General features: G+C 64.1%; 18 protein-coding genes and 1 tRNA gene. 9 read left to right on the top strand and 10 right to left on the bottom strand.

Translation table 11 applies throughout. The features are described from left to right. Nucleotides 1-202: 202 nt before the first annotated feature. Both L5G33_RS01490 and L5G33_RS01495 read right to left on the bottom strand, forming a co-directional pair. Nucleotides 203-1228: an alpha/beta hydrolase family protein gene (locus tag L5G33_RS01490; protein ID WP_236996364.1), complete on the bottom strand. Its 1026-nt coding sequence runs from the start codon at nt 1226-1228 to the stop codon at nt 203-205. Nucleotides 1229-1512: 284 nt separating this feature from the next. Further along, a complete protein-coding gene (locus L5G33_RS01495; protein WP_236996365.1) occupies nt 1513-3159 on the bottom strand; it encodes a long-chain fatty acid--CoA ligase in 1647 nt (548 codons plus the stop codon). Nucleotides 3160-3316: 157 nt separating this feature from the next. Between L5G33_RS01495 and L5G33_RS01500 the strand changes: the two genes are divergently transcribed. Next, nucleotides 3317-3877 carry a TetR/AcrR family transcriptional regulator gene (locus tag L5G33_RS01500; RefSeq protein WP_236996366.1) on the top strand — a complete coding sequence of 187 codons (561 nt, stop codon included), beginning with the start codon at nt 3317-3319 and terminating at the stop codon, nt 3875-3877. On the opposite strand, the gene L5G33_RS01505 is transcribed toward L5G33_RS01500, so the two are convergent. From L5G33_RS01505 to L5G33_RS01520, 4 genes are read right to left on the bottom strand one after another with little or no spacing between them, the layout of a single operon-like run. Then, nucleotides 3867-4205: a DUF488 domain-containing protein gene (locus L5G33_RS01505; protein ID WP_372476837.1), complete on the bottom strand. Its 339-nt coding sequence runs from the start codon at nt 4203-4205 to the stop codon at nt 3867-3869. The genes L5G33_RS01500 and L5G33_RS01505 overlap by 11 nt on opposite strands. 10 nt (nt 4206-4215) lie before the next feature. After that, complete coding sequence (locus L5G33_RS01510) at nt 4216-5274, bottom strand: ABC transporter permease (RefSeq protein ID WP_236996367.1); 1059 nt, start codon at nt 5272-5274, stop codon at nt 4216-4218. Continuing rightward, nucleotides 5271-6125, bottom strand: coding sequence for an ABC transporter ATP-binding protein (locus L5G33_RS01515; RefSeq protein WP_236996368.1), 855 nt, complete (start codon nt 6123-6125; stop codon nt 5271-5273). The genes L5G33_RS01510 and L5G33_RS01515 overlap by 4 nt, the downstream gene beginning before the upstream one ends. Next, nucleotides 6122-6745, bottom strand: a complete 624-nt coding sequence (locus tag L5G33_RS01520) for an alpha/beta fold hydrolase (RefSeq protein ID WP_236996369.1) — start codon at nt 6743-6745, stop codon at nt 6122-6124. The genes L5G33_RS01515 and L5G33_RS01520 overlap by 4 nt, the downstream gene beginning before the upstream one ends. Nucleotides 6746-6814: 69 nt before the next feature. Between L5G33_RS01520 and pgm the strand changes: the two genes are divergently transcribed. Further along, on the top strand, nt 6815-8455 hold the full coding sequence (gene pgm, locus L5G33_RS01525; RefSeq protein WP_236996370.1) for a phosphoglucomutase (alpha-D-glucose-1,6-bisphosphate-dependent): 1641 nt from the start codon (nt 6815-6817) through the stop codon (nt 8453-8455). Between the two features lie 30 nt (nt 8456-8485). Further along, nucleotides 8486-9211, top strand: coding sequence for a DsbA family protein (locus L5G33_RS01530; protein WP_372476838.1), 726 nt, complete (start codon nt 8486-8488; stop codon nt 9209-9211). Nucleotides 9212-9215: 4 nt separating this feature from the next. On the opposite strand, the gene L5G33_RS01535 is transcribed toward L5G33_RS01530, so the two are convergent. Next, nucleotides 9216-10871: an FMN-binding glutamate synthase family protein gene (locus L5G33_RS01535; RefSeq protein ID WP_236996371.1), complete on the bottom strand. Its 1656-nt coding sequence runs from the start codon at nt 10869-10871 to the stop codon at nt 9216-9218. Nucleotides 10872-11068: 197 nt separating this feature from the next. Here L5G33_RS01535 and L5G33_RS01540 point away from each other — a divergent pair. After that, nucleotides 11069-11141: transfer RNA gene (locus L5G33_RS01540), tRNA-Ala, on the top strand. A gap of 79 nt (nt 11142-11220) precedes the next feature. On the opposite strand, the gene L5G33_RS19480 is transcribed toward L5G33_RS01540, so the two are convergent. Then, on the bottom strand, nt 11221-11631 hold the full coding sequence (locus L5G33_RS19480) for a DUF2510 domain-containing protein (protein WP_372476839.1): 411 nt from the start codon (nt 11629-11631) through the stop codon (nt 11221-11223). 168 nt (nt 11632-11799) lie between these two features. On the opposite strand from L5G33_RS19480, the gene L5G33_RS01550 reads away from it, so the two are divergent. Beyond that, a complete protein-coding gene (locus L5G33_RS01550) occupies nt 11800-12006 on the top strand; it encodes a hypothetical protein (protein ID WP_236996372.1) in 207 nt (68 codons plus the stop codon). 323 nt (nt 12007-12329) lie between these two features. On the opposite strand, the gene L5G33_RS01555 is transcribed toward L5G33_RS01550, so the two are convergent. Then, nucleotides 12330-12962 carry a recombinase family protein gene (locus tag L5G33_RS01555; RefSeq protein WP_236996373.1) on the bottom strand — a complete coding sequence of 211 codons (633 nt, stop codon included), beginning with the start codon at nt 12960-12962 and terminating at the stop codon, nt 12330-12332. 370 nt (nt 12963-13332) lie between these two features. Between L5G33_RS01555 and L5G33_RS01560 the strand changes: the two genes are divergently transcribed. The 3 genes from L5G33_RS01560 to L5G33_RS01570 all read left to right on the top strand — a co-directional run bounded on the left by L5G33_RS01560 (nt 13333) and on the right by L5G33_RS01570 (nt 14819). Beyond that, nucleotides 13333-13974, top strand: a complete 642-nt coding sequence (locus tag L5G33_RS01560; protein WP_236996374.1) for an MspA family porin — start codon at nt 13333-13335, stop codon at nt 13972-13974. A 49-nt stretch (nt 13975-14023) separates the two neighbouring features. After that, nucleotides 14024-14368, top strand: coding sequence for a hypothetical protein (locus L5G33_RS01565; RefSeq protein ID WP_236996375.1), 345 nt, complete (start codon nt 14024-14026; stop codon nt 14366-14368). A gap of 253 nt (nt 14369-14621) precedes the next feature. Further along, nucleotides 14622-14819 carry a hypothetical protein gene (locus tag L5G33_RS01570; protein ID WP_236996376.1) on the top strand — a complete coding sequence of 66 codons (198 nt, stop codon included), beginning with the start codon at nt 14622-14624 and terminating at the stop codon, nt 14817-14819. 205 nt (nt 14820-15024) lie between these two features. On the opposite strand, the gene L5G33_RS01575 is transcribed toward L5G33_RS01570, so the two are convergent. Further along, nucleotides 15025-15168 (bottom strand): hypothetical protein, encoded by a 144-nt coding sequence (locus L5G33_RS01575; RefSeq protein ID WP_236996377.1) that lies wholly within the window; start codon nt 15166-15168, stop codon nt 15025-15027. 352 nt (nt 15169-15520) lie between these two features. Between L5G33_RS01575 and L5G33_RS01580 the strand changes: the two genes are divergently transcribed. Next, nucleotides 15521-17551 carry a DUF4258 domain-containing protein gene (locus L5G33_RS01580; protein WP_236996378.1) on the top strand — a complete coding sequence of 677 codons (2031 nt, stop codon included), beginning with the start codon at nt 15521-15523 and terminating at the stop codon, nt 17549-17551. Nucleotides 17552-19197: the final 1646 nt, after the last annotated feature.

A 19197-nucleotide genomic window follows, 5' to 3' on the forward strand; every position in this document is an offset into this window, starting at 1 on the left:
CGCAAGAGCCCCACCTGCTGGCAAGGTGGGGCTCTTGTGCGTCAGTCGAGCGAGAGGCCTAGGCCAGCCCGGAGAAGACGTAGAGCAGAGCGTTGAGGACGTAGTCGTTGCTGGAGATCGTGTCCCACAGGATGCTGTCGATCATGGAGAGCCCTTCGTTAAGTCGTTTGACGTACTGCGAACAGACTAGACTAAACGGACGTTATTCGGTCTGCCGCTTGGCGAAGACTCGGAGGGCGTCCAGGTAACCCGGCACGTAGACGCTCTTCGGTGCCAGGATCGAGCGTCCGACAGTGCGGATGTCGTTGCCGCGGTACTCGATGTCGTTGCGCGTCAGCCGATGCGTTCCCTCCGGAAAGTCCTTCACCGTCAACAAGTCCGGCTCGATTCGGTCGCGGTAGACGCGTTCGGTTTCGGCGACGTCGACGGATCTGTCGCGGCCGCCGAGGAGGAGCAGCGTCGGGATGGGAACGGACGTGAGGGACGCCGTCGAATCCGAGCCCGCGTTGCGTGTGATGAACGCCCACCGGTCGGCAGCCATCGGGTCCACGTCGACATGCGAAGCCAGGTACTCGGTGTAGTCGGCCTTTCGCCGGATCAATGCCGCCCGCTTGGTGCGACGATCCACGGTGGCGGCGAGCTCTCCGGGTGAATCGCCGTCGGCCACGGCTTCGGCGCGCGCCGCGAACTCGTCTTGGCGCAGCCAGTTGATCGCAGGGTCGACGGCGATCATGAAACGGAGATCGGGGCGTGCCCGCGCGACCTCGGGGAGTACCCAGCCGGCCTGACCGAGACCCCACGCACCGACGCGCGTCTGGTCGATGTCGTCGCGAGTATGCACCCACGCGATAGCCGAGTCGACCTCCGTCGCGCGATCGTGCATCGACTGGTCGAGCCAATCGCCGGGCGCGCCTTCCACGCCGGGCTTGTCCCACGACAACGAGGCGAAGCCTGCCTCGGCGAACGCGTCCCAGAGCGGCTTGAGGTGATCGCCGTCATCGGCGTCGACGGGGCCGTCGTCGTGGACGAAGACGACGAGCCCGTACGGTCCCTCCTCGTTGGCCGGGGTGGCGAGGACGCCGTGGAGTTCGCCGCGCGGACCGGGAATCGTCACGCGCTCCTCGTGGAACGCATAATCCTTGGCGACGAGGACCCACACGGTGACGCCCAGGACGAGGGCGACGACGGTGCCGAGTGCCACCAGCGTCAATTTCTTCCTGCGGCTCACACAGCGAGTTTAGACGGGACGTACGGGTTGACGGCTACAGGTCGTCGGCCCCTGTCGACGTGTCGCACAGACAGAACGGCCCGCGCACCGAGGACGGTGCGCGGGCCGCGGTAGGTCACTACCGGTCTATGCCAGACCCGAGAACATGAGGCGGAGTGCGCCCAGAAGTGCGTCGTTGTTCTGCAGGGCTTCCCACAGTGCTTGATCGATCATGATGTGCTCCTGTCACTTGAAGACCGATTACCGTTGCCACGGTACCGTCGGTCACTTGAAGTTGCGAGTCCTCACGCCTCGGGATCGCCGAGAACGGTGTAGTCGCCTTCCGCGTAGTGCTTGCGCACACGCTTCTTGTCGAACTTGCCGACCGAGGTCTTGGGGACCTCGGTCACGAACGACCAACGCTCGGGGATCTGCCAGCGCGGCACCTGGTCTTCCAGGTACTTCTTGTGGGCGTCGATGTCGGCGTCGTCGTCGCTCCGGACGACGGCGAGGACGAACGGACGCTCATCCCACTTCTTATCGGGGACGCCGACGACGGTGGCTTCGACGACCGCCGGGTTCGAGGCGATGATGTTCTCGAGCTCCACCGACGAGATCCATTCGCCGCCCGTCTTGATCATGTCCTTGGCGCGGTCGACGATCGTCATGAAGCCGTCCGGGGTGACCGTCGCGACGTCGCCGGTGCGCAGCCAGCCGTCGTGGAACTTCGATTCGTCGGTCACGTTGCCGTCCGGCTGGTAGTACGAGCCGGTGATCCACGGTCCGGACACTTCGAGCTCGCCCACGGCCTCGCCGTCCCACGGCTGCTCCTGGCCGTCGTCGCCGATGATCCGTGCGGCGACTGGCGACGGGAACCGCCCCTGGGTGACGCGGTAGGCGAACTCGGCCTCCTCGTCGGCCACCCCCATCGGCGGGCGGGCGACGCTGCCCAGCGGCGACGTCTCGGTCATGCCCCACGCGTGGGTGATGCGGACGCCGTATCCGTCGAACTTCTTGATCATCGCGGGCGGCACCGCTGCGCCGCCGACGACCACCTCGCGCAAGTGCGTGATGTCCTGCGGCTTCGCGTCGAGCAGCGCGGACACACCCTGCCAGATGGTGGGGACCGCGGCAGCCAACGTCGGGCGTCCCTCAGCCATCATCGTCAGCAGCGGCTCGGGCTGCAAGAAACGGTCGGGCATGATGAGCGTCGCGCCCGCCATCATCGCGGCGTACGGCAGGCCCCACGACATGACGTGGAACATCGGCACGATCGCGAGCATGGTGTCGGTGCTCGACAACCGCATGCCCATGGTCGTGGTGACGATCAGCGAGTGCAGGTAGATGCTGCGGTGTGAGTAGACCACGCCCTTCGGGTCGCCGGTGGTCCCGGAGGTGTAGCACATGACCGCAGCGTCGTTCTCGTCGATCTCCGGCCACGCGTACGTCGTCGCCTCGTCGGCGATCAGTTCGTCGAACTGGTGGACGGTGATGCCCTCCGGCGCGTCGATCGCGTCGACCGGTCCGTTGACGACAATCACGTGCTGCACGTTGGGTGTGCCCGGCAGGTACTGCGAGAGCATGGGGGCGACGGTGGCGTCGACGAAGATCACCTTGTCGTCGGCGTGGTTGATGATGAAGACGGCCTGCTCCGGCGACAAGCGCAGGTTGAGCGTGTGGAGCACGGCGCCCATCGACGGGACGCCCGCATAGATCGCCTGGTGCTCGTTGTTGTTCCACATGAAGGTGGCGACGCGGTCGCCGCGTTCGATACCGAGCTTGGCGAGTGCGTTGGCGATCTTCGCGCCGGTGTCGCCGATGTCGGAGAACGACACGTCCCGGAAGCCTTCGCCCGTCCACGTGCGGATCCGTGCTTCGGGGAAGATGCGACGGCTGTACTCGACCAGGCTCGAGATGGTCAGGGCGCCGTGTTGCATCGTGGACTGGATCATCGAGTCTCCTTCGTTTGCGCCGAGCGAGTCGGTTCGCACTTGTTTCGCCGAAAAGTGAGCGGCCTCACGCCGCTATCGACTAGTTTCCTACATTAGTCACACTTTGGTGCACCATTCCACCAAGATGGTGCGTTGTCGCCGAGGAGATGAATCGCGAGTGAAGTCCGACGAGGTGCTCGTCCTGGCGACGCGGCAGTTCGTGTCGGGCCGACGGCTCGAAGTGGGGGAGCTCGCCGCCGCGGCGGGCATCAATCGCAGCACCCTCTACCGTCGGTTCAACGGCCGCGACGGACTTCTCGGCGAAGTGATCTGGTCGTTGACCGAGATGACGATGGATGCGGCCGCCCGCCGCGCCGTCGGCGTCGGCGGCGAGCGCATCGCGACGATGATGCGTGAGTTCGCGGTCCTCGCGAACAGTGCGGCGTACTTCCGCGACTTCCTGTCCCGTGAGCCCGAACGGGCGTGGCGACTAATGACGACGAAGGTGGGCGGGGTGCAGCCCCGCATCGTCGAGCGGGTTGCCGCGTTCATCGACTACGAGGTCGTCGCCGGGCGGCTCGATCCGCCGATGCCGGTGCCGGATCTGGCGCTCATCCTGGTCCGCATCACCGAGACGTTCGTCTACGCCAACGTGATCAGTGGGGAGGAGCCCGACGCGGCGAAGGTTGCGCAGGCATGCGGGGCGTTGCTCGGTGTGCGCGAACGGGTCACGCGGTGAGGGTCTCAACCAGCACGGGGACATGACTGTGCTCGACGTCCTTCGCCGCGGTCGCCAGTTCCACGTCTCCGGCTGCGGCCAGCGCACGCAGCTCGTCGAGAGCCTGTGCCGCCGGACCCGACGCGAGTTCCTCGCGATAGCGCGCGACGAAGTCGTCGTACCGGTCGCGGTGTGCGTGGTACCAGGACCGCAGCTCGCTCGACGGCGTCACATCCTTGAACCACCGCCCGATGCGCGGGTCGTCTTTCCTGATGCCGCGCGGCCACAGCCGGTCGACGAACACCCGGTCGGTGTTCGGCGGATCGTAGACGCGGGCGACGGTGATCACGTCGTCGACGCTACGCCACCCGCACGCCCCTGCCGAGCTTGTGTGCAGGCACACGCAGCCGGCGCGCCGCGACCGCGAGGGATGCGCAGCCGATGACGACGGTGACGGCCAAGCCGATGTACCAGCTGTCTCCGACATGGCGGGCGAGCCGCTCGTCGTCCCCCGACAGCCCGGGGGTCGTCAGCGCGTCGCATCCCTCCGAGCGCACATCAGGTCCGGCACGCGCGGCGGACTGGAGGAATGCGAAGAAGCCCGCGCCACCGACGAACGGCGAGTCGTCGGGTCGGTCGATGCCCGCCGACACGACGTCCGACACGATCAGCACCGGGTTCGGAGCCAGCAGCCACCACGTGTACTCGGTGTGGTTGAACCGCTCCTCCCGTTTGTCGAGACGGCAAATGGCTTCCGAGGTAGCGTCGTCGAAGTCCCAGCCGGCGACCGTCACACGATGGTTCTGTTGCGTCATCGGATAGGTCAGCCCGAACGCTATCGGCGAGCCCAGCAGAAGGAGCAGCACCGTCGCCTGGGTGAGCATCGCCGACGCGGCCGGTCGGGAGGTGAGCGAAGAGAACGCCAACCCGATCGCACAGTAGGCGCCCATGATCGCGGCGGTCACAATCATCGCGAGGATTGCGAACAGAATAGACGTGTGACTCGATACCGCACCCCAGATCAGGTACGGCAGCGCGACGCCGATCAGGGCGAGCGAAGCGAACCAGGAGCCGAGGAGCTTGCCGAGCGCCAAATCCCACGAGGAGATCGGAGCCGCCTGCACGAGGGCGAGGGTCGCATCCCGGCGGTCACCGTTGATCGACGTCGCGCTCAACGTCGGCGCGGCCGCGAATCCGAGGAACAGCACCACGGCCAGCGTGATGTCGAGGAGGTTGGACGCCCAGTCCCGGTAGCTCTCGCCCGCGACGGCCACCGTCAGATACAGGGAGCCGAGGACCAGGACGCTGGTCAGTGCGAACAGGAGACCCGCGGTGACCTTCCAGCGAGTGGACCGGATCCGCTGACGGACTTCCAGACCGACGAGGACGGCCACTGCGTTGCGGTTCACTCCGGTCACGTCCTGTCCGCGTCGAGATCGAGATAGGCCTGTTCGAGTCCGTTGCCGAGTCGGGTGAACTCGGCGACCGGTGTGCCCTGTGCGACATAGTGTGCGAGGTAGGCGGCCGCGGCCGCGTCGTCAGCGAGTTCGATGACGACCGCCTGATCGGGCGGCTGGTTCACCAGTCGGACCCGCCACCGCGGCGTGGTCGAGGCCGCGGGTGGCCGCGTACGTCCGCCGGTCATCATCACGACGTCGTCGACCATCTCTTCGAGTTCGCCGAGGATGTGCGAGGACACGAGGACGGCGGCGCCCGCGTCGGCGACGGCCCGCAGCTGTCCGCGGAGCTCGATACGCGAGCGCGGATCCATACCGGACGCGGGCTCATCGAGCAACAGGATCCGTGGGTGATTGACCAGCGCGCGGGCCAGGCCGAGACGCTGCTTCTGCCCACGGGAGAGGCCGGACGCTGGATGGTCGGTGAACTCGACGAGATGGACTTGGGCGAGCAGATCGCGGGCCCGCTGATCGGCGGTCGCTCGGTCGGCTCCGTTGAGCCGGCCGAACGCGACGAGGATCTCGCGCGGCGTCAACGACTCCCACGTCCCGAACACGTCGGGCATCCACCCGATGCGGCTGCGCATCACCTGCGGGTCAGCGACGCCGTCGCCCGTCGCGATGACGCCGCGGTCGGGGGCGAGTAGACCGGCGAGCATCAACAGCAGCGTGGTCTTGCCCGCACCGTTGGGCCCGACGAGGCCGGTGATCCGCCCCGGGTGCAGTGCGATGTCGGCGTGGACGACGGCATGGTGCGCGCCGAACGATCGTGCGAGGCCGACGCCCGTCAGTGCGGGCGGCGGCGTGGTCATCCGGTCACGCTGTCGCGCACGCGGGCACGCTCGAGCGCATGTGAGACGAACGAGAGCGCTTCGCCGTGCCAGAAGCCGATGTGATCGAGCATTGGATGGCCTCCGCCGGGCACCGGCACGTAGGTGGCGTCGAGGCCGCGCGCGGCGAGCTCAGCGATGCCCTTCGCGGTGCGCTTGGGCCGCGTGACAGTGTCGGATTCACCGTGTATCGCGACGACCCGCGCCTCGTCGTGGATCTGACGCCAGTCGGCGAACTGCCACCACGGCGCCAGCGCGAGGATGTCGGTGACGCGGTCGTCGTCGCCGAGCTGCGCGGCGATCCGGCCGCCCATCGAATGCCCGATCACGGCGACCGGGACGTCCGGGTATGCGCGGGCGAGCTGTTCGAGGTCGTTGCGGGCGTACGGCATCGGGCTGGCTTGGTCGCCGTTCCAGCCGTATACGCGGTAACGGGACTGGCGGATGCGCACGCGTGCACCGAACGCGGCCTGAATGGACGCGGTGAACGGGTACATGCGCAGTGCCGAGCTCTGCATCGTCGAGAACGGCCGGTAGCTGAAGTCGGTGCCGCCGGGCAGGACCAAGACGGCCAGCTCGGGCCCCGGTATCGACAAGCGCATGAATTCCCCCACATCCGGTGATCGCCTCGCCCCCGACAATAGCCAACTCCCGGTGGCAGAATCGTTCACATGCCGCACCCGAGAGCTGGAACCCCCGCCCGCGCCGACGACCTGATCGACGTCGCAGCCGTCGAGAACGCGTACTACGAACGCACTCCCGACGTGCAGGATCCGGGGCAGCGGGTGGTGTTCGGGACGTCGGGCCACCGCGGTGCGAGCCTGGCTGGGTCGTTCAACGAGGCACACGTCTTGGCGATGACGCAGGCCATCGTCGAGCATCGTCGACGTGCGGGGATCGCCGGGCCGGTGTTCATCGGCTTCGACACGCACCTGCTGTCCAAACCTGCGTGGCGGTCAGCGATCGAAGTGCTCGTCGGCAACGGGGTCCCCGTATTCACCGCCGTCGACGACGATTACACGCCGACGCCTGCGGTGAGCCGCGCCATCCTGCGGTTCAACGCGGAGAATCCCGGCGTACAGGCCGACGGGATCGTGGTGACGCCGTCGCACAACCCGCCCGCGGAGGGCGGTTTCAAATACAACCCGCCGAGCGGCGGCCCAGCCGACACTCCGATCACGACGCCGATCGCCGAGCGCGCCAACGAGATCCTCGCACGCGGACTGCGCGATGTGCAGCGTGTCCGGTTCGAGGAGGCGAGGACGTCCGACCTGGTGATCGACTACCCGTTCTCCGGCGAGTATGTGACCGCGTTGGGCGACGTCGTGAATCTCGCGGCCATCAGCGCGGCGGGCGTCGAGATCGGCGCCGACCCGCTGGGCGGCGCGTCCGTGAACTACTGGTCGGAGATCAAGGACTTCTACGGGCTCGACTCGATGACGGTGGTGAATCCGACGGTCGATCCGGCGTTCGGGTTCATGACGCTCGACACCGACGGCAAGATCCGGATGGACTGTTCGTCGCCGAACGCGATGGCGTCGCTGATCTCCCGCCGCGACGAGTTCGACATCGCCACCGGCAACGACGCCGACGCCGACCGTCACGGCATCGTCACCGGGGATGCGGGTTTGATGAACCCGAACCACTATCTGGCGGTTGCCGTCGACTACCTGTTCTCGCATCGGGACGGCTGGAGTGTCGACGCCGCCGTCGGTAAGACGCTGGTGTCGTCATCGCTGATCGACCGCGTGGTGGCCGGGCTCGGCCGCAACCTGATGGAGGTGCCGGTCGGCTTCAAGTACTTCGTCGACGGGCTGCTCGACGGGTCGGTCGCGTTCGGCGGCGAGGAGAGTGCCGGAGCGTCGTTCCTGACGTTCGGCGGTGCGCCGTGGTCGACCGACAAGGACGGGATCATCATGAATCTGCTCGCGTCGGAGATCCTCGCGGTGACGGGCAAGACCCCGTCGGAGCGGTATGCCGAGCTCGCCGAACAGTTCGGGGAGTCAGCCTATGCGCGTATCGACGCGCCCGCCGACCGCGAACAGAAGTCGCGGCTGGGTGCATTGACGGCGAGTCAGGTGTCGGCAACCGAGTTGGCGGGGGAGTCGATCACCGCGGTGCTCACCGAGGCTCCGGGGAACGGCCGCGCGATCGGCGGTCTCAAGGTGACGACCGAGAACGCGTGGTTCGCGGCCCGCCCGTCCGGCACCGAGGACGTCTACAAGATCTACGCCGAATCGTTCCTCGGCGCCGACCACCTCGCCCGCGTCCAAGAGCAGGCCCAGTCGCTCGTCGACTCGGTCCTGCGCTGAGTACTTCCGCCCCCGGCTAGAGTCGACTCCGTGGCCAAGAGCAGCGAACGCACCGACTCCAAATACGAACCGCAGGCGACGTCGAGCATGACGTCGTACATCTTGATCGGCGTGGGCGTCGTCGTGGTCGTCGTCCTGGTGGTCGGCGGATACCTGTGGCAGTCGAACAAGACGTATCCGCCGGTCGACGACAAGGTCCTCGCGGAGAACGCGGCGTTCATCGTCGGCGAGCGGACGGCACCCGAGACCATCGACGTGTTCGAGGACTTCCATTGCCCGCACTGCAAGGAGTTCGAAGAGAGCTCTGGCGCGGCGATCCAGGCGAAGGTCACCGAGGGTACGGTCCGCGTCCGCTACCACATGCTGAACTTCTTGGACGGCGAGTCGGATTCCGGCGACTTCTCGTCGCGGGGTGCGGCCGCGATCCTGTGCGTCGCCCGCAACGACGATCGGGACGCCTTCTGGAAGCTGCATTCGGCGCTGTTCGCCAATGCGGGCGGTGATCCGTCGAACGCGGAGATCGCGAAGCTCGCCGCCGATGCGGGGGCCGGCCCGGCCGCGCAGAAGTGCATCGCCGACGGCGAACTGGTCGACGAGGCGCGTTCGATGGCCGACGAGTCGAGCACTCAGCTCGCGAACTCGAACGACGGGAACGTCGCCACGCCGAGCGTGCTCTCCGCAGGCACCCAAGTCGACGGCATCTTGGACGGTCCGGCCTGGCTCGACGAACTGATCGCGAACCCGCCGAAGTCCTGAGCACTCACACGGCGAGCGGTCCGTCAGTCGTCGTGATCGGCGGGGTGTATCCGTCGGGTTCGCCCTCGAACATGGCGGAGAGGACGAAGGCGTCGCTGCGCGAGCATTCCCAGTCCTCGCGCCACGATTCGGGCGGATCGGTCAGGAGTTGTCCCGGGCTGAGCCACTCGTAGAGTTCGACATACGTCTTCGATTCGTTCGGTCCGACAGTCCGCACCAGCATCGACGCGTTGAGATCGCCGAAGCTGTCGAGACCCATCGATGCGATGAGCTGCTTGGCGTTGTCGACGACGTTGCGTTGCAGGTTGTAGACGCGTGTGGTCTTGTCGTCGACGTCGAGTGCTCGTGCCCGTCGCGGGTCTTGCGTGGTGACGCCGACCGGACACTTGTTGGTGTGGCAGGCCTGGGCTTGGATGCAGCCGACGGCCATCATCATGGCGCGGGCAGCCAGCGTGAAGTCGGCGCCCTGGATGATGCGTTTGACGATGTCGACGCCATTGGTGACCTTGCCGGATGCGCCGACCCGGATCTGGCCGCGGAGCCCGGTGCCGACGAGCGCGTTGTGCACGGTCATGAGGCCTTGCGTCAACGGCATGCCGACGTGGTCTTCGAACTCGACGGGTGCGGCTCCGGTGCCGCCTTCAGAGCCGTCGACGATGATGAAGTCGGGTGCGATCCCGGTCTTGTTGATCGCTTTGCAGATCCCAAGGAACTCGCTGCGCGAGCCGACGCACAGTTTGAACCCGACGGGTTTGCCGTCGGACAGGTCACGCAGTTGCCCGATGAACTCGCACAGTCCTTCGGGGGTGTGGAACCTATTGTGCGACGGCGGTGACACGACGGTCTTGCCTACGGGCACGCCACGCATCTGCGCGATCTCGGCGGTGACCTTCGGGCCCGGCATCACGCCGCCGAGGCCGGGCTTGGCTCCCTGGGACAATTTGATCGAGACGCATTTGACGGACGGCGCCTTCACCTTCTGGGCGAACGTTTCCGGGTCGAACTGACCGTCGCTGGTCCGGCAGCCGAAGTAGCCGGTACCGATCTCCCAGATGAGGTCGCCGCCCGGCTGCAGGTGGTACGGGCTCAGGCCGCCTTCGCCGGTGTCGTGGGCGAACCCGCCGCGGGCCGCCCCACCGTTGAGGGCGAGGACCGCGTTGGCGGACAGCGCGCCGAAACTCATGGCGGACACGTTGTAGAGCGCCATGTCGTACGGCTGGGTGCATGCCGGGCCGCCGATGCGTACACGCGGAGTACCCGCGGGTGCGGGTTTGGCTGCGATGGAATGTCGGACGAACTCGGAGCCGATCTTGTTCACGTCGCGTTGAGTGCCGAACGGGTCGACGTCCTTGATGTCCTTGGCCCGCTCGTAGATGGTGCTGCGTGTGTTTCGGTCGAACGGTGTGCCGTCAGTGTTGCGTTCGATGAAGTACTGCTGGATTTCTGGCCGGATCGATTCGAGGAGGAATCGGAAATGTCCTAGTACCGGGTAGTTCCGCAAGATGTTGTGCCGGTGCTGCAGCAGGTCGTACACACCGACGGCGGCCACCGCCACCAGGGGGACGCTCAGAAACAACCACCAGGGAGAGAGCCAGAAGACGAGGAGCAGCGACGCGGCCGAAACGACCCAGAGAGCGAGTACTGCGAACCATCGGATCATGAGAAGTCGGACCTCCGTTGTCGTCGATCACGGACGGGGCCAGGGCCGACCGTCCCACTCGCCGCCAGACTACGACGTTCTCGTGGCCAGGTCTTGCATAAGGCAACCCTGAAGTGAAGTGACCAGCGGATTTGGCCGCCGTTTACGCGGTGGGGTAGGTTAGCTACCGCACCCGGAGGCCGGGTACAACCGAATACGGGGCTATGGCGCAGCTGGTAGCGCACCACACTGGCAGTGTGGGGGTCAGGGGTTCGAGTCCCCTTAGCTCCACTCATGAGAAACCCCCTCCGAACTGCGTCGGAGGGGGTTTCTTTTTGTTCTGGTCCGATGCGTGGACGGGCGATGTGTCCTAACTTTGTCCTATCGCCTTCGACAGCATCTCAGGTGCGGCGGTCAGTCGCTCATCAGTGACGCGCGCGGTGGCCGCAGTCACAATGTTCACCCGTTCGGACGAACGCGTGTCTCGGCTACGCGGGTGCGGGGCGGTGTGCTCAGTCCACCCGTTGTCCCAGTACCTCAGGAGGTGAGGGGCGTCGGGGTCCTGGTACCAGCCGGCGGGCATCGACGGCGGCGGTGGGGGAGGCGCCGCGTTGGGCGCTACGGGCGAAGCAGATGCCACGGGAGTTACGGCGGACGCCGTCGTCTGCCCACTGATAATCCCGCGGACTGTATCGACGCCACTCTTCCCGTCGTCTTTTGCGACGTTCTTCACCTCGGCCGTGTTCCCACTCGCAAAGGTGATGACCGTGCCCGTGAGCATGCCGGCAGCCCACCGACAGAAGTCGGCCCGAACTGGTTCTTGCGCAGCGTCGCGGACTGGCCGTATCGTTGTGTCAAGCCCCTTGCGCTGAGCTTGCGGGAAGTGAACCCCAGACACAGCCGGACGACTGTGTCTGGGGTTTCGCGTTGTCTGGGGTAGAAATAGTAAGTGCCATCCCGCCGCATCTTCATCGACGAGACGAAGCAGAACGGGTTTGTTCTCGTCGCCGGCGTAATCGTCAGCTCAGAGTTCACCGACATCCGCAAAGTGCTGCGCGGGTTAACCAAGCCTGGTCAAGCCCGCATCCATATGCGAGACGAGCGAGACAGCCGCAAGCGCGAGATTGCGGACGTCGTTGGCCGCATGGAGGTGTAGGCGTGGGTCCACCGGTCAACGAGTAGATCCGGCCCCGAGAAGGATGCCCGGGCAGCGTGCCTGCGGGCCGTGGTCGCAGACGCCGTCGAAGCCGGTATCGGTCATCTCGTCATCGAGCAAGACGATGGCATGGTGACCTGGGATAACCAGGCGCTGATCACCACGACTCGGGACCTAGGCGTGCGCGACGAGTTCCGCTGGGAGCACGCGAGGGCCCGCTCCGAGACGCTGCTGAGCGTTCCGGATGTAATCGCATGGTGCTGCCGGAAGGGGGGATTACCACGCCCGCATCTCCCACCTGGTTAAACGTGAGCGCGACGTGATCAACCTACCCGTGGCGCCTCGCCGAAAGAAGCGTCGGTAACGCCTGCGAGGTCGCGGCACTCTCGCTCCCGCTGAATCGTGGCGTACAGCGCAGAGCGTTTGAGCGGGTACATCTCCATGAGCTCGGCAGCGGTGTAGTTGCCCGATTCGTAGTCCTCATAGAGACGCCGCTGTTGCAGTCGGGTGAGTTTGGACTTACGGCCGGGGATGCGGCCTTGTCGCCGAGCCTCGGCCATACCTTCAATCGTGCGGGAGCGGATGATATCGGATTCGAACTCGGCGAACGCGGCCAGCATCGAGAAGAACAATCGGCCGGCAGGATCGGCGGGGTTGTAGGTGGTGCCCGACCAGGACAGACGTACACCTTTGTCGGTCAGTTGGTTGGCGATGCGATGCAGATCAAGGATCGAACGCCCGAGGTGATCGAGTTTCGTGACAACCAGAGTATCGCCCTCACGGGCCGCAGCCAGCGCTAGATGCAGCCCAGGGCGATCCGTACTGCGGCCGCTGTAACCGACGTCGGTGTAGATCCTGTCGGCGGCAACCCCTGCCTGGCGCAGCGCAGATTTCTGCGCACGGAGATCTTGGCCTCGTGTCGAGCATCGGGCGTAGCCAACCAGAAGGGCACTCACGTCCCAAACGGTATCCGGGAATCCAGACCTTGTCCGGACGAGATATCCGGACGGTCAAACCAGAAGAAGTCCGTACCCAAGATCAGAGCGGCGGCCAGTTGGCCGTGCTTAGTGATCGTGATCCGGCCGTAGGCGTGCCGCACCGAAGCCAGGCCCAACAGAGTAACCCGCGTCACACTATTTGCTGGCTGGTTGCGGGTTGCTGCTACCAGTTGTAGCGTCCGTCTCATCTGTTGTGGCGATTCGGGAGGAATCGTCCAGGTTGCCCCGGGGGGATCCACGACTCGTACATACGAGTACTAGATATTCCTCGGGTCGGGCGCTGTGGCTTTCCCTCCCGCCGTAATCGCCGTGTGAATGTGGGGGAATCGTGAAGAAGTCCATCGGCGTCATGTGCGCTGTTCTCGTCGCGGTGATCAGCGTCGCCGCGTTCGGCGTCCCTGGTGATGCGTCGGCTGGTCCGACGCGGTCGTTTGCTGACAAGTCGGTGACGCGTCATTCTGATGATGGGTGGACAGTAGAACTGTCGAAGTCGGGGGAGAAGATCCGGAGCGTGCCAGCCCTGAGTCGTGGGCATGGTTCGTACGAGGCGTTCTTGTCGTTGCGTGGTGCTGCGCAGATGTCGGGGTCCGGGACGGTGCCGGTGGACGCTGCGGTCGTCTCGACGGGTTTCCAGGTGTCGTGTCAGTGGCAGATGGATGGTGTCCAGCTCGGGGTGACCGGCGGCCCGACCGCGCAAATGTCGATCTCCTATCCGCCCGCGATCGTGCTCGGCGCGCAGGTGATGCCGAATATTTCCACGACGTTGAAGAACGGTGTGTCGATCGATGTCCCGTTCGGGCAGAAGCCTTTGCAGGGCCCGTCGGCCGGCGTCCGATTGGACGGAGTCCGCGTGGAAATCTCCGGATGCGTCGGCGCACGCCCAGCCGTGCGGGCGTATGTGCGGGTGGCGATGACCAGTAAGGCGAACGACAACACGTTCAACCTGTACGGCACACCCCACCTGCTCTAACCTCTGCGCTTACTAAGCACCACGAACTACTCGAATAGGAAAACCGATGATGACACGTAAATCAGCAGGGACGGTCGCAGCAGTCGTCGCGGTCGCGGGTGTGACCGCATCGCTGGCCGGCGTGGGTGAGGCGGGTGCGCAGACTCGCCATGGCATCAAACTGTCGCATTCGCAGACCGTTGCAGTCTCCCAGCACGGGCTCGGTACCGCGTTCTCTGCGATCCCGTACATCCCGAACCTGGTCTACAACCCGGTCTGGGGACGGGTCATTCAACGTAGTGCGAACGATGCTGCCCGCCGCGGCGGCTGCATCAGCATCGGGATCATCACCAGCCCGGGAAAATCTAACGTCGACTACGTGAATGTTTACCCGGCCCGCTACTGCGCCCGCTAACCAAATCCTGACCACCAGATACATCCGGAGAGCCAGCCACTAAACCCGGGGGAACATGACCACCAGCAGCACGCAACCACTGACCGCACCCGATCAGCCCACACCCGATGGGCCTAAGCACTCACGCCAGGCACAGGCCCAGACTCCGGCTCAGGCTCAGCCGGTCGGCGCTGTTACGTCGCCAGCTGGCACTCCGCCGGCTAGCGCCGATAAAGCATCGTCTGGTGGTGATCGGTCGGTGTCGGTGTGGACGATGCTGCTGTTCATCGCTGGGTGCGCGATTTTGGTGGTCGCTGCATGGAATCTGCCGAACCTGGCCCAGTGGGGCGATGACTACGGAACCGTCCTGGTCTTCCTGGCCTTCTTCATGGTGATGTCGATCGGTGGCCGCTGGTTCTGGACCGGTATCGACGCCATCTGGGGCGCTGTCCGCGGCAAGGACCAGTCATGACCCGCGCGAACAAGACCACTCGCACTCCTGGCCGCGCGAGTCGTCGGGGAGCAGCTCTCGCGGCTGGCATCGGGACACTTGGCTTCACTGGTGCGATCCTTGCTGCCGGGTTCACCGGTGGTGCTGGTGATGCTGGTGCGGATGCGTTGTGTGATCAGATGCGCGCCCAGTACGGACCGAGCTGGCCATGCATATCTGTGCCGACCTACACGCCACCGCCGACGATGCCCACCCAGCCGAGCACACCGAATGCTCCGGGAGCCCCGTCGGGGAACGGACCGGTCATCGGCGGCGATCCCGGCCCGGGGCCTGGGCAGGGCAACGGCACACCCATCATCGGCGGAACCACCCCAGCACCCCGCCCGCCAGGAAACACGCAAGCACCCGGGAACAGGCAAGCACCTGGAGCACCGAACAGCCAGGCACCAGGCACGAGCACCACGGTTGCACCAGGTCCCGGTCGGTCCGATGTCGACCGGTCGCCCGGACGTACGACAGCGCCTGCGAATGTGCCGGTCGGTCAGCCTCACTCCGGATCGAACGATGAAGCACTCCTGACTCCCTCGACCAGTGATGAGCCGACGATCCCGCTACCGGTGTGGGCTGTCGCCGGGGCTGCGGCCGTCGCTGCGGCCAGCCCACGCGGGCGGTCCCTGCTCAAGCGTGGTGGTTCCACGCGAGCGACGATAGGCCCGTCGCGAATGGTGCTGATGCATGATGAATCCTCGCCGACGACCTACAGGTTCGCGATGAACGTCCCGCCCGGCGGGCACACCACGATCAATCCGGACGGGTCTGCGACGGTCTACGACAAGGACGGCAACGCGATTCGTCAGGTCGCGCGCCCGTGGGCGTTCGACGCTGCCGGCCGGCCGCAAAAGACGTGGTACACCGTCGACGAGAACGGTGACCTGGTTCAACACATCGAACCAGCCGATAACGCACTGTTTCCGATCCTGGCCGACCCGACCGATACGTCAGCGGAGCCTCGTGTGGAGACGCCGCCTGCGGGTTCTGATCCGATGGTGGTTGCTGCAGCGGATGCGCTCAACAGTCCGTCTCAGGCTGCGCCGCCTGCTGACGTGCCGGCAGATGCCGACCCGATGGTTGTTGCCGCAGCGAACGGATTGGACGCTGCGAACCAACCCGCCCCTGCTGATACTGCTCCGTCGGAGCCTCGTGTGGAGACGCCGCCTGCGGGTTCTGATCCGATGGTGGTTGCTGCAGCGGATGCGCTCAACAGTCCGTCTCAGGCTGCGCCGCCTGCTGACGTGCCGGCAGATGCCGACCCGATGGTTGTTGCCGCAGCGACAGCTATCGACAATTCCGAGCAGACCGCAACCTCGGACGCTGACGATGCTGCACCGCAGCCTGTACGCAATAACGAGGAATCCGGGTGGGTCCGCGATCAGAATGGGCAACTGGTTGCAGCGACTCAATACACTGATGACGCGGGACACCCGGTCACTGAGTTCACTGATCCTGAAACGGGCAACACGACAGTGCTCTCTGTTGGTGACTATGACGGTCAGATCGCAGAAGTCTTCGACCCGAACGGGAACAAGATCCTCCGTGAGGAACGCTACTCAGGTGGAGTCCTCGACACCGGGGTGTCTGCTGGTACAACCGTCAGGCAGTTCGACTACCGCACTGGACGGGAACTGTACCTAAATTATGATGCCGAAGGGAACCTCTACAACAGCGCGTACAACGACGACGACGTCAACGTCCTTCTCAAACCGGACGGCTCACTCAATGCCACGCTAGTGAACCCGGATGCGGACTACGACTGGCAACAGATCGCGCAATCGGTACCCCAAGAATTCGCCGACACCAGCCAGAACCAGCCGATCGTGCTGAACAAGGGCGATGAAAAACTCACCTTGAATGCCGACGGATCGACCGTCTTGGCAAACTTCGATACGGACCGGGCGTTGCACTTCGACTCCGGGGCAACGGAGCCGAATACAGTTACGCATGCAGATGGCTCCGATCTCAGTGTCGGCGACGGTCTGCACGATTTCGGGCAAGGTGCGTGGGACGGTGCGCGATCGCTCGTTGGGCTAGGCCCCTACGGGACGTGGGAGACCTGGAAAGGGTTCGGTAGCGGGCTCGGCACGGTCATCATGTACCTGCCACACACCATGTCCGACGGTATCCATGGCGCGGCGAACATGGGGAACCCCGCTGGCTACCAACACCCGAACCGGGAAGACGCACTGTTCGAAGCACTCACCGGTGTCCAACCCGACTACATTCGCACCAGCCCCAACTACGCCGTCGGAATGCTGGCCGGCGCGGGCATAGCCACCGCGATCCCCGGAGCAGGCGGCGCCCTCGCCAAGGCGATTCGGCCCGGCCTCCGAGCAGGCGAGCATGCAGTCCGCCCGCCTATCGGTGAAACTTCTCCGCCGAACATGCGAGGCTCAGAAGGGGTGCATCCATCTTCTCCTGTGGGTAACATCGTGATGAATGATAGTGCAATACTCCCGCGTAGTATTCCGATGACATTCGACGGGGTGTCCTTTAGTGGCCATGCCGTTGATCGTTTGCGTGGTCGAGGGATACCGCCAACGGCCGCGATTGACGCTATTCAAAATGGGCAAATCTACCCCGGTAGGGGAGGTACGGTTATTCATTTCAGTCCAGACAATAACATTTCCGTGGTTGTTAATGGGTCGAATGGCCGAGTGGTAACAGTAGAGAAAGGGAAGGCTCGTGGGATTCGCTGAATTAGGTACTGTTCGACACGCCCATTCATCCGCCGCCGCTTTGGTTGAGGAGTATCGATCTGCTAAGTCCTCTCTAAATGACCTTTGTTGGAACTTGGAGTCGATAGTAATCGATCTCGAAAGAGTTCAGTGGAACGATTCTGAGGCAATTAGGGGCGTCTGGTTTGATATCGAGATACTTAATGCGCTAAGTCAAGACTCCGGCGTTTCTCCGGACGGCAAGGAGATAGAGCTCCTCTTGAATGAATATCTAGGCTGCTTTAAAGGTGTGTAGATGAACCCCACTGCGGAAAGGGAGAAGGACGATCTGGGCAATCGTGTTTGCGTTCGTCGTAATCGGGGTGTTCGGAGTCGGGCTCGTCGCTGCAGTTGTCAGGGTACTGACAGAGGCGGGACAGTCGGTAATGCCATGACAGACGTCAATAATTCGGTATATGCAAACACCCCTAGCCCGGAAGTATTCACTCCGGGAGGAATATTTGCAGTATTGCGCGGGAAAGAGTATCTCGCCATGGCCATTGTGGGAACGAATAACGTCGTTGTGCAGGTCAAACCAGGGCAGACACCGCCGGAGTCAGGGTTCGAGACCGACTCGTACGGATGGTCGAGAAAGCGGTACCGCGACACAGAACTAGATAGGGTATTTCGGCGAGATACGGAAATTGTGTGGCGGAACTGTATATGGCGCGTCCCCAAGATTCTCCCGGACCAGTTTAGTTTCGTGTGCAGGCTATCTCGCGGGTACACCCCGATCAGTGAACTGGCAGAGGATCCTCGAACTGAGCGAGGGGATGAGCCGTCCGAGTTGTGGGCACATCTCACTCTTGACGATATTGACGCCCTGGCGATCAGCGAGACGGAAATTCCAAACAATGGGCATGAAGACGAATCGACGAAGCGTCACATTTACGCATGGAAGCGTCCATCGTTCTGAGGATTGATTGATCGGTCTTCTTCAAATCTTCTTTGGGTGGGGACGGATGGTCTGGGCTATTACGTTTGCTCTCGTCGTCGTTGGGCTATTCTGCGTTGGATTCTTCGCCGGAAGGCGTAGCGGGAAGGTCGGATCGCCTGTCCGTGCCACGTAGTGCGAGGCGAAGCTTTCCGCCGTAGTAGATGAATGGCGGCATCAGCGTGTCGGTCATGCGCTCGGACCTCGTTCCTGAATCTCGTTGTCTCGTACGGTTAGCGGACTTATATCGGCGGCGGTCCGTTGAGGTTTCGGTGGCGTGTTCTCATGGTGACTCCTCCGTCTGGTTCGTAAATGGAACTAGGAGCCCAACTGATTTCCATTGCGGAGGATGGGGCGACGTCGGTTATCAGGATTCTGACAGAGGAGGGATGGGTCAAGCCATGACAGAGAACCGGCAATCGAGCGCAGCGTTTACGTCTCACCCTAAGGTCATTTTGCATGGCGGATACTTCGTCACACTCAACGGCGTGGAATATGTGTCGATGGTCTGGGGGAACGGCTCCGCTACAGTCCAGGTAGAGCCTGGTCATCAGCCCCCGGAAGAAGGATTTAAAACTGATCCGTCTGGTTGGTCACGTAAGGTGTATCCGGCTAGCAGATTGGGGCGTGTATTCCGGAGAGATACTAATGTCGTGTGGCGAGAATGCTTGTGGTCTGTAGGTAGGGTGCGCAC

The sequence above is a fragment of the Gordonia liuliyuniae genome, from assembly GCF_021738805.1.
In the GTDB taxonomy this organism is placed as follows: Bacteria; Actinomycetota; Actinomycetes; order Mycobacteriales; family Mycobacteriaceae; genus Gordonia; species Gordonia liuliyuniae.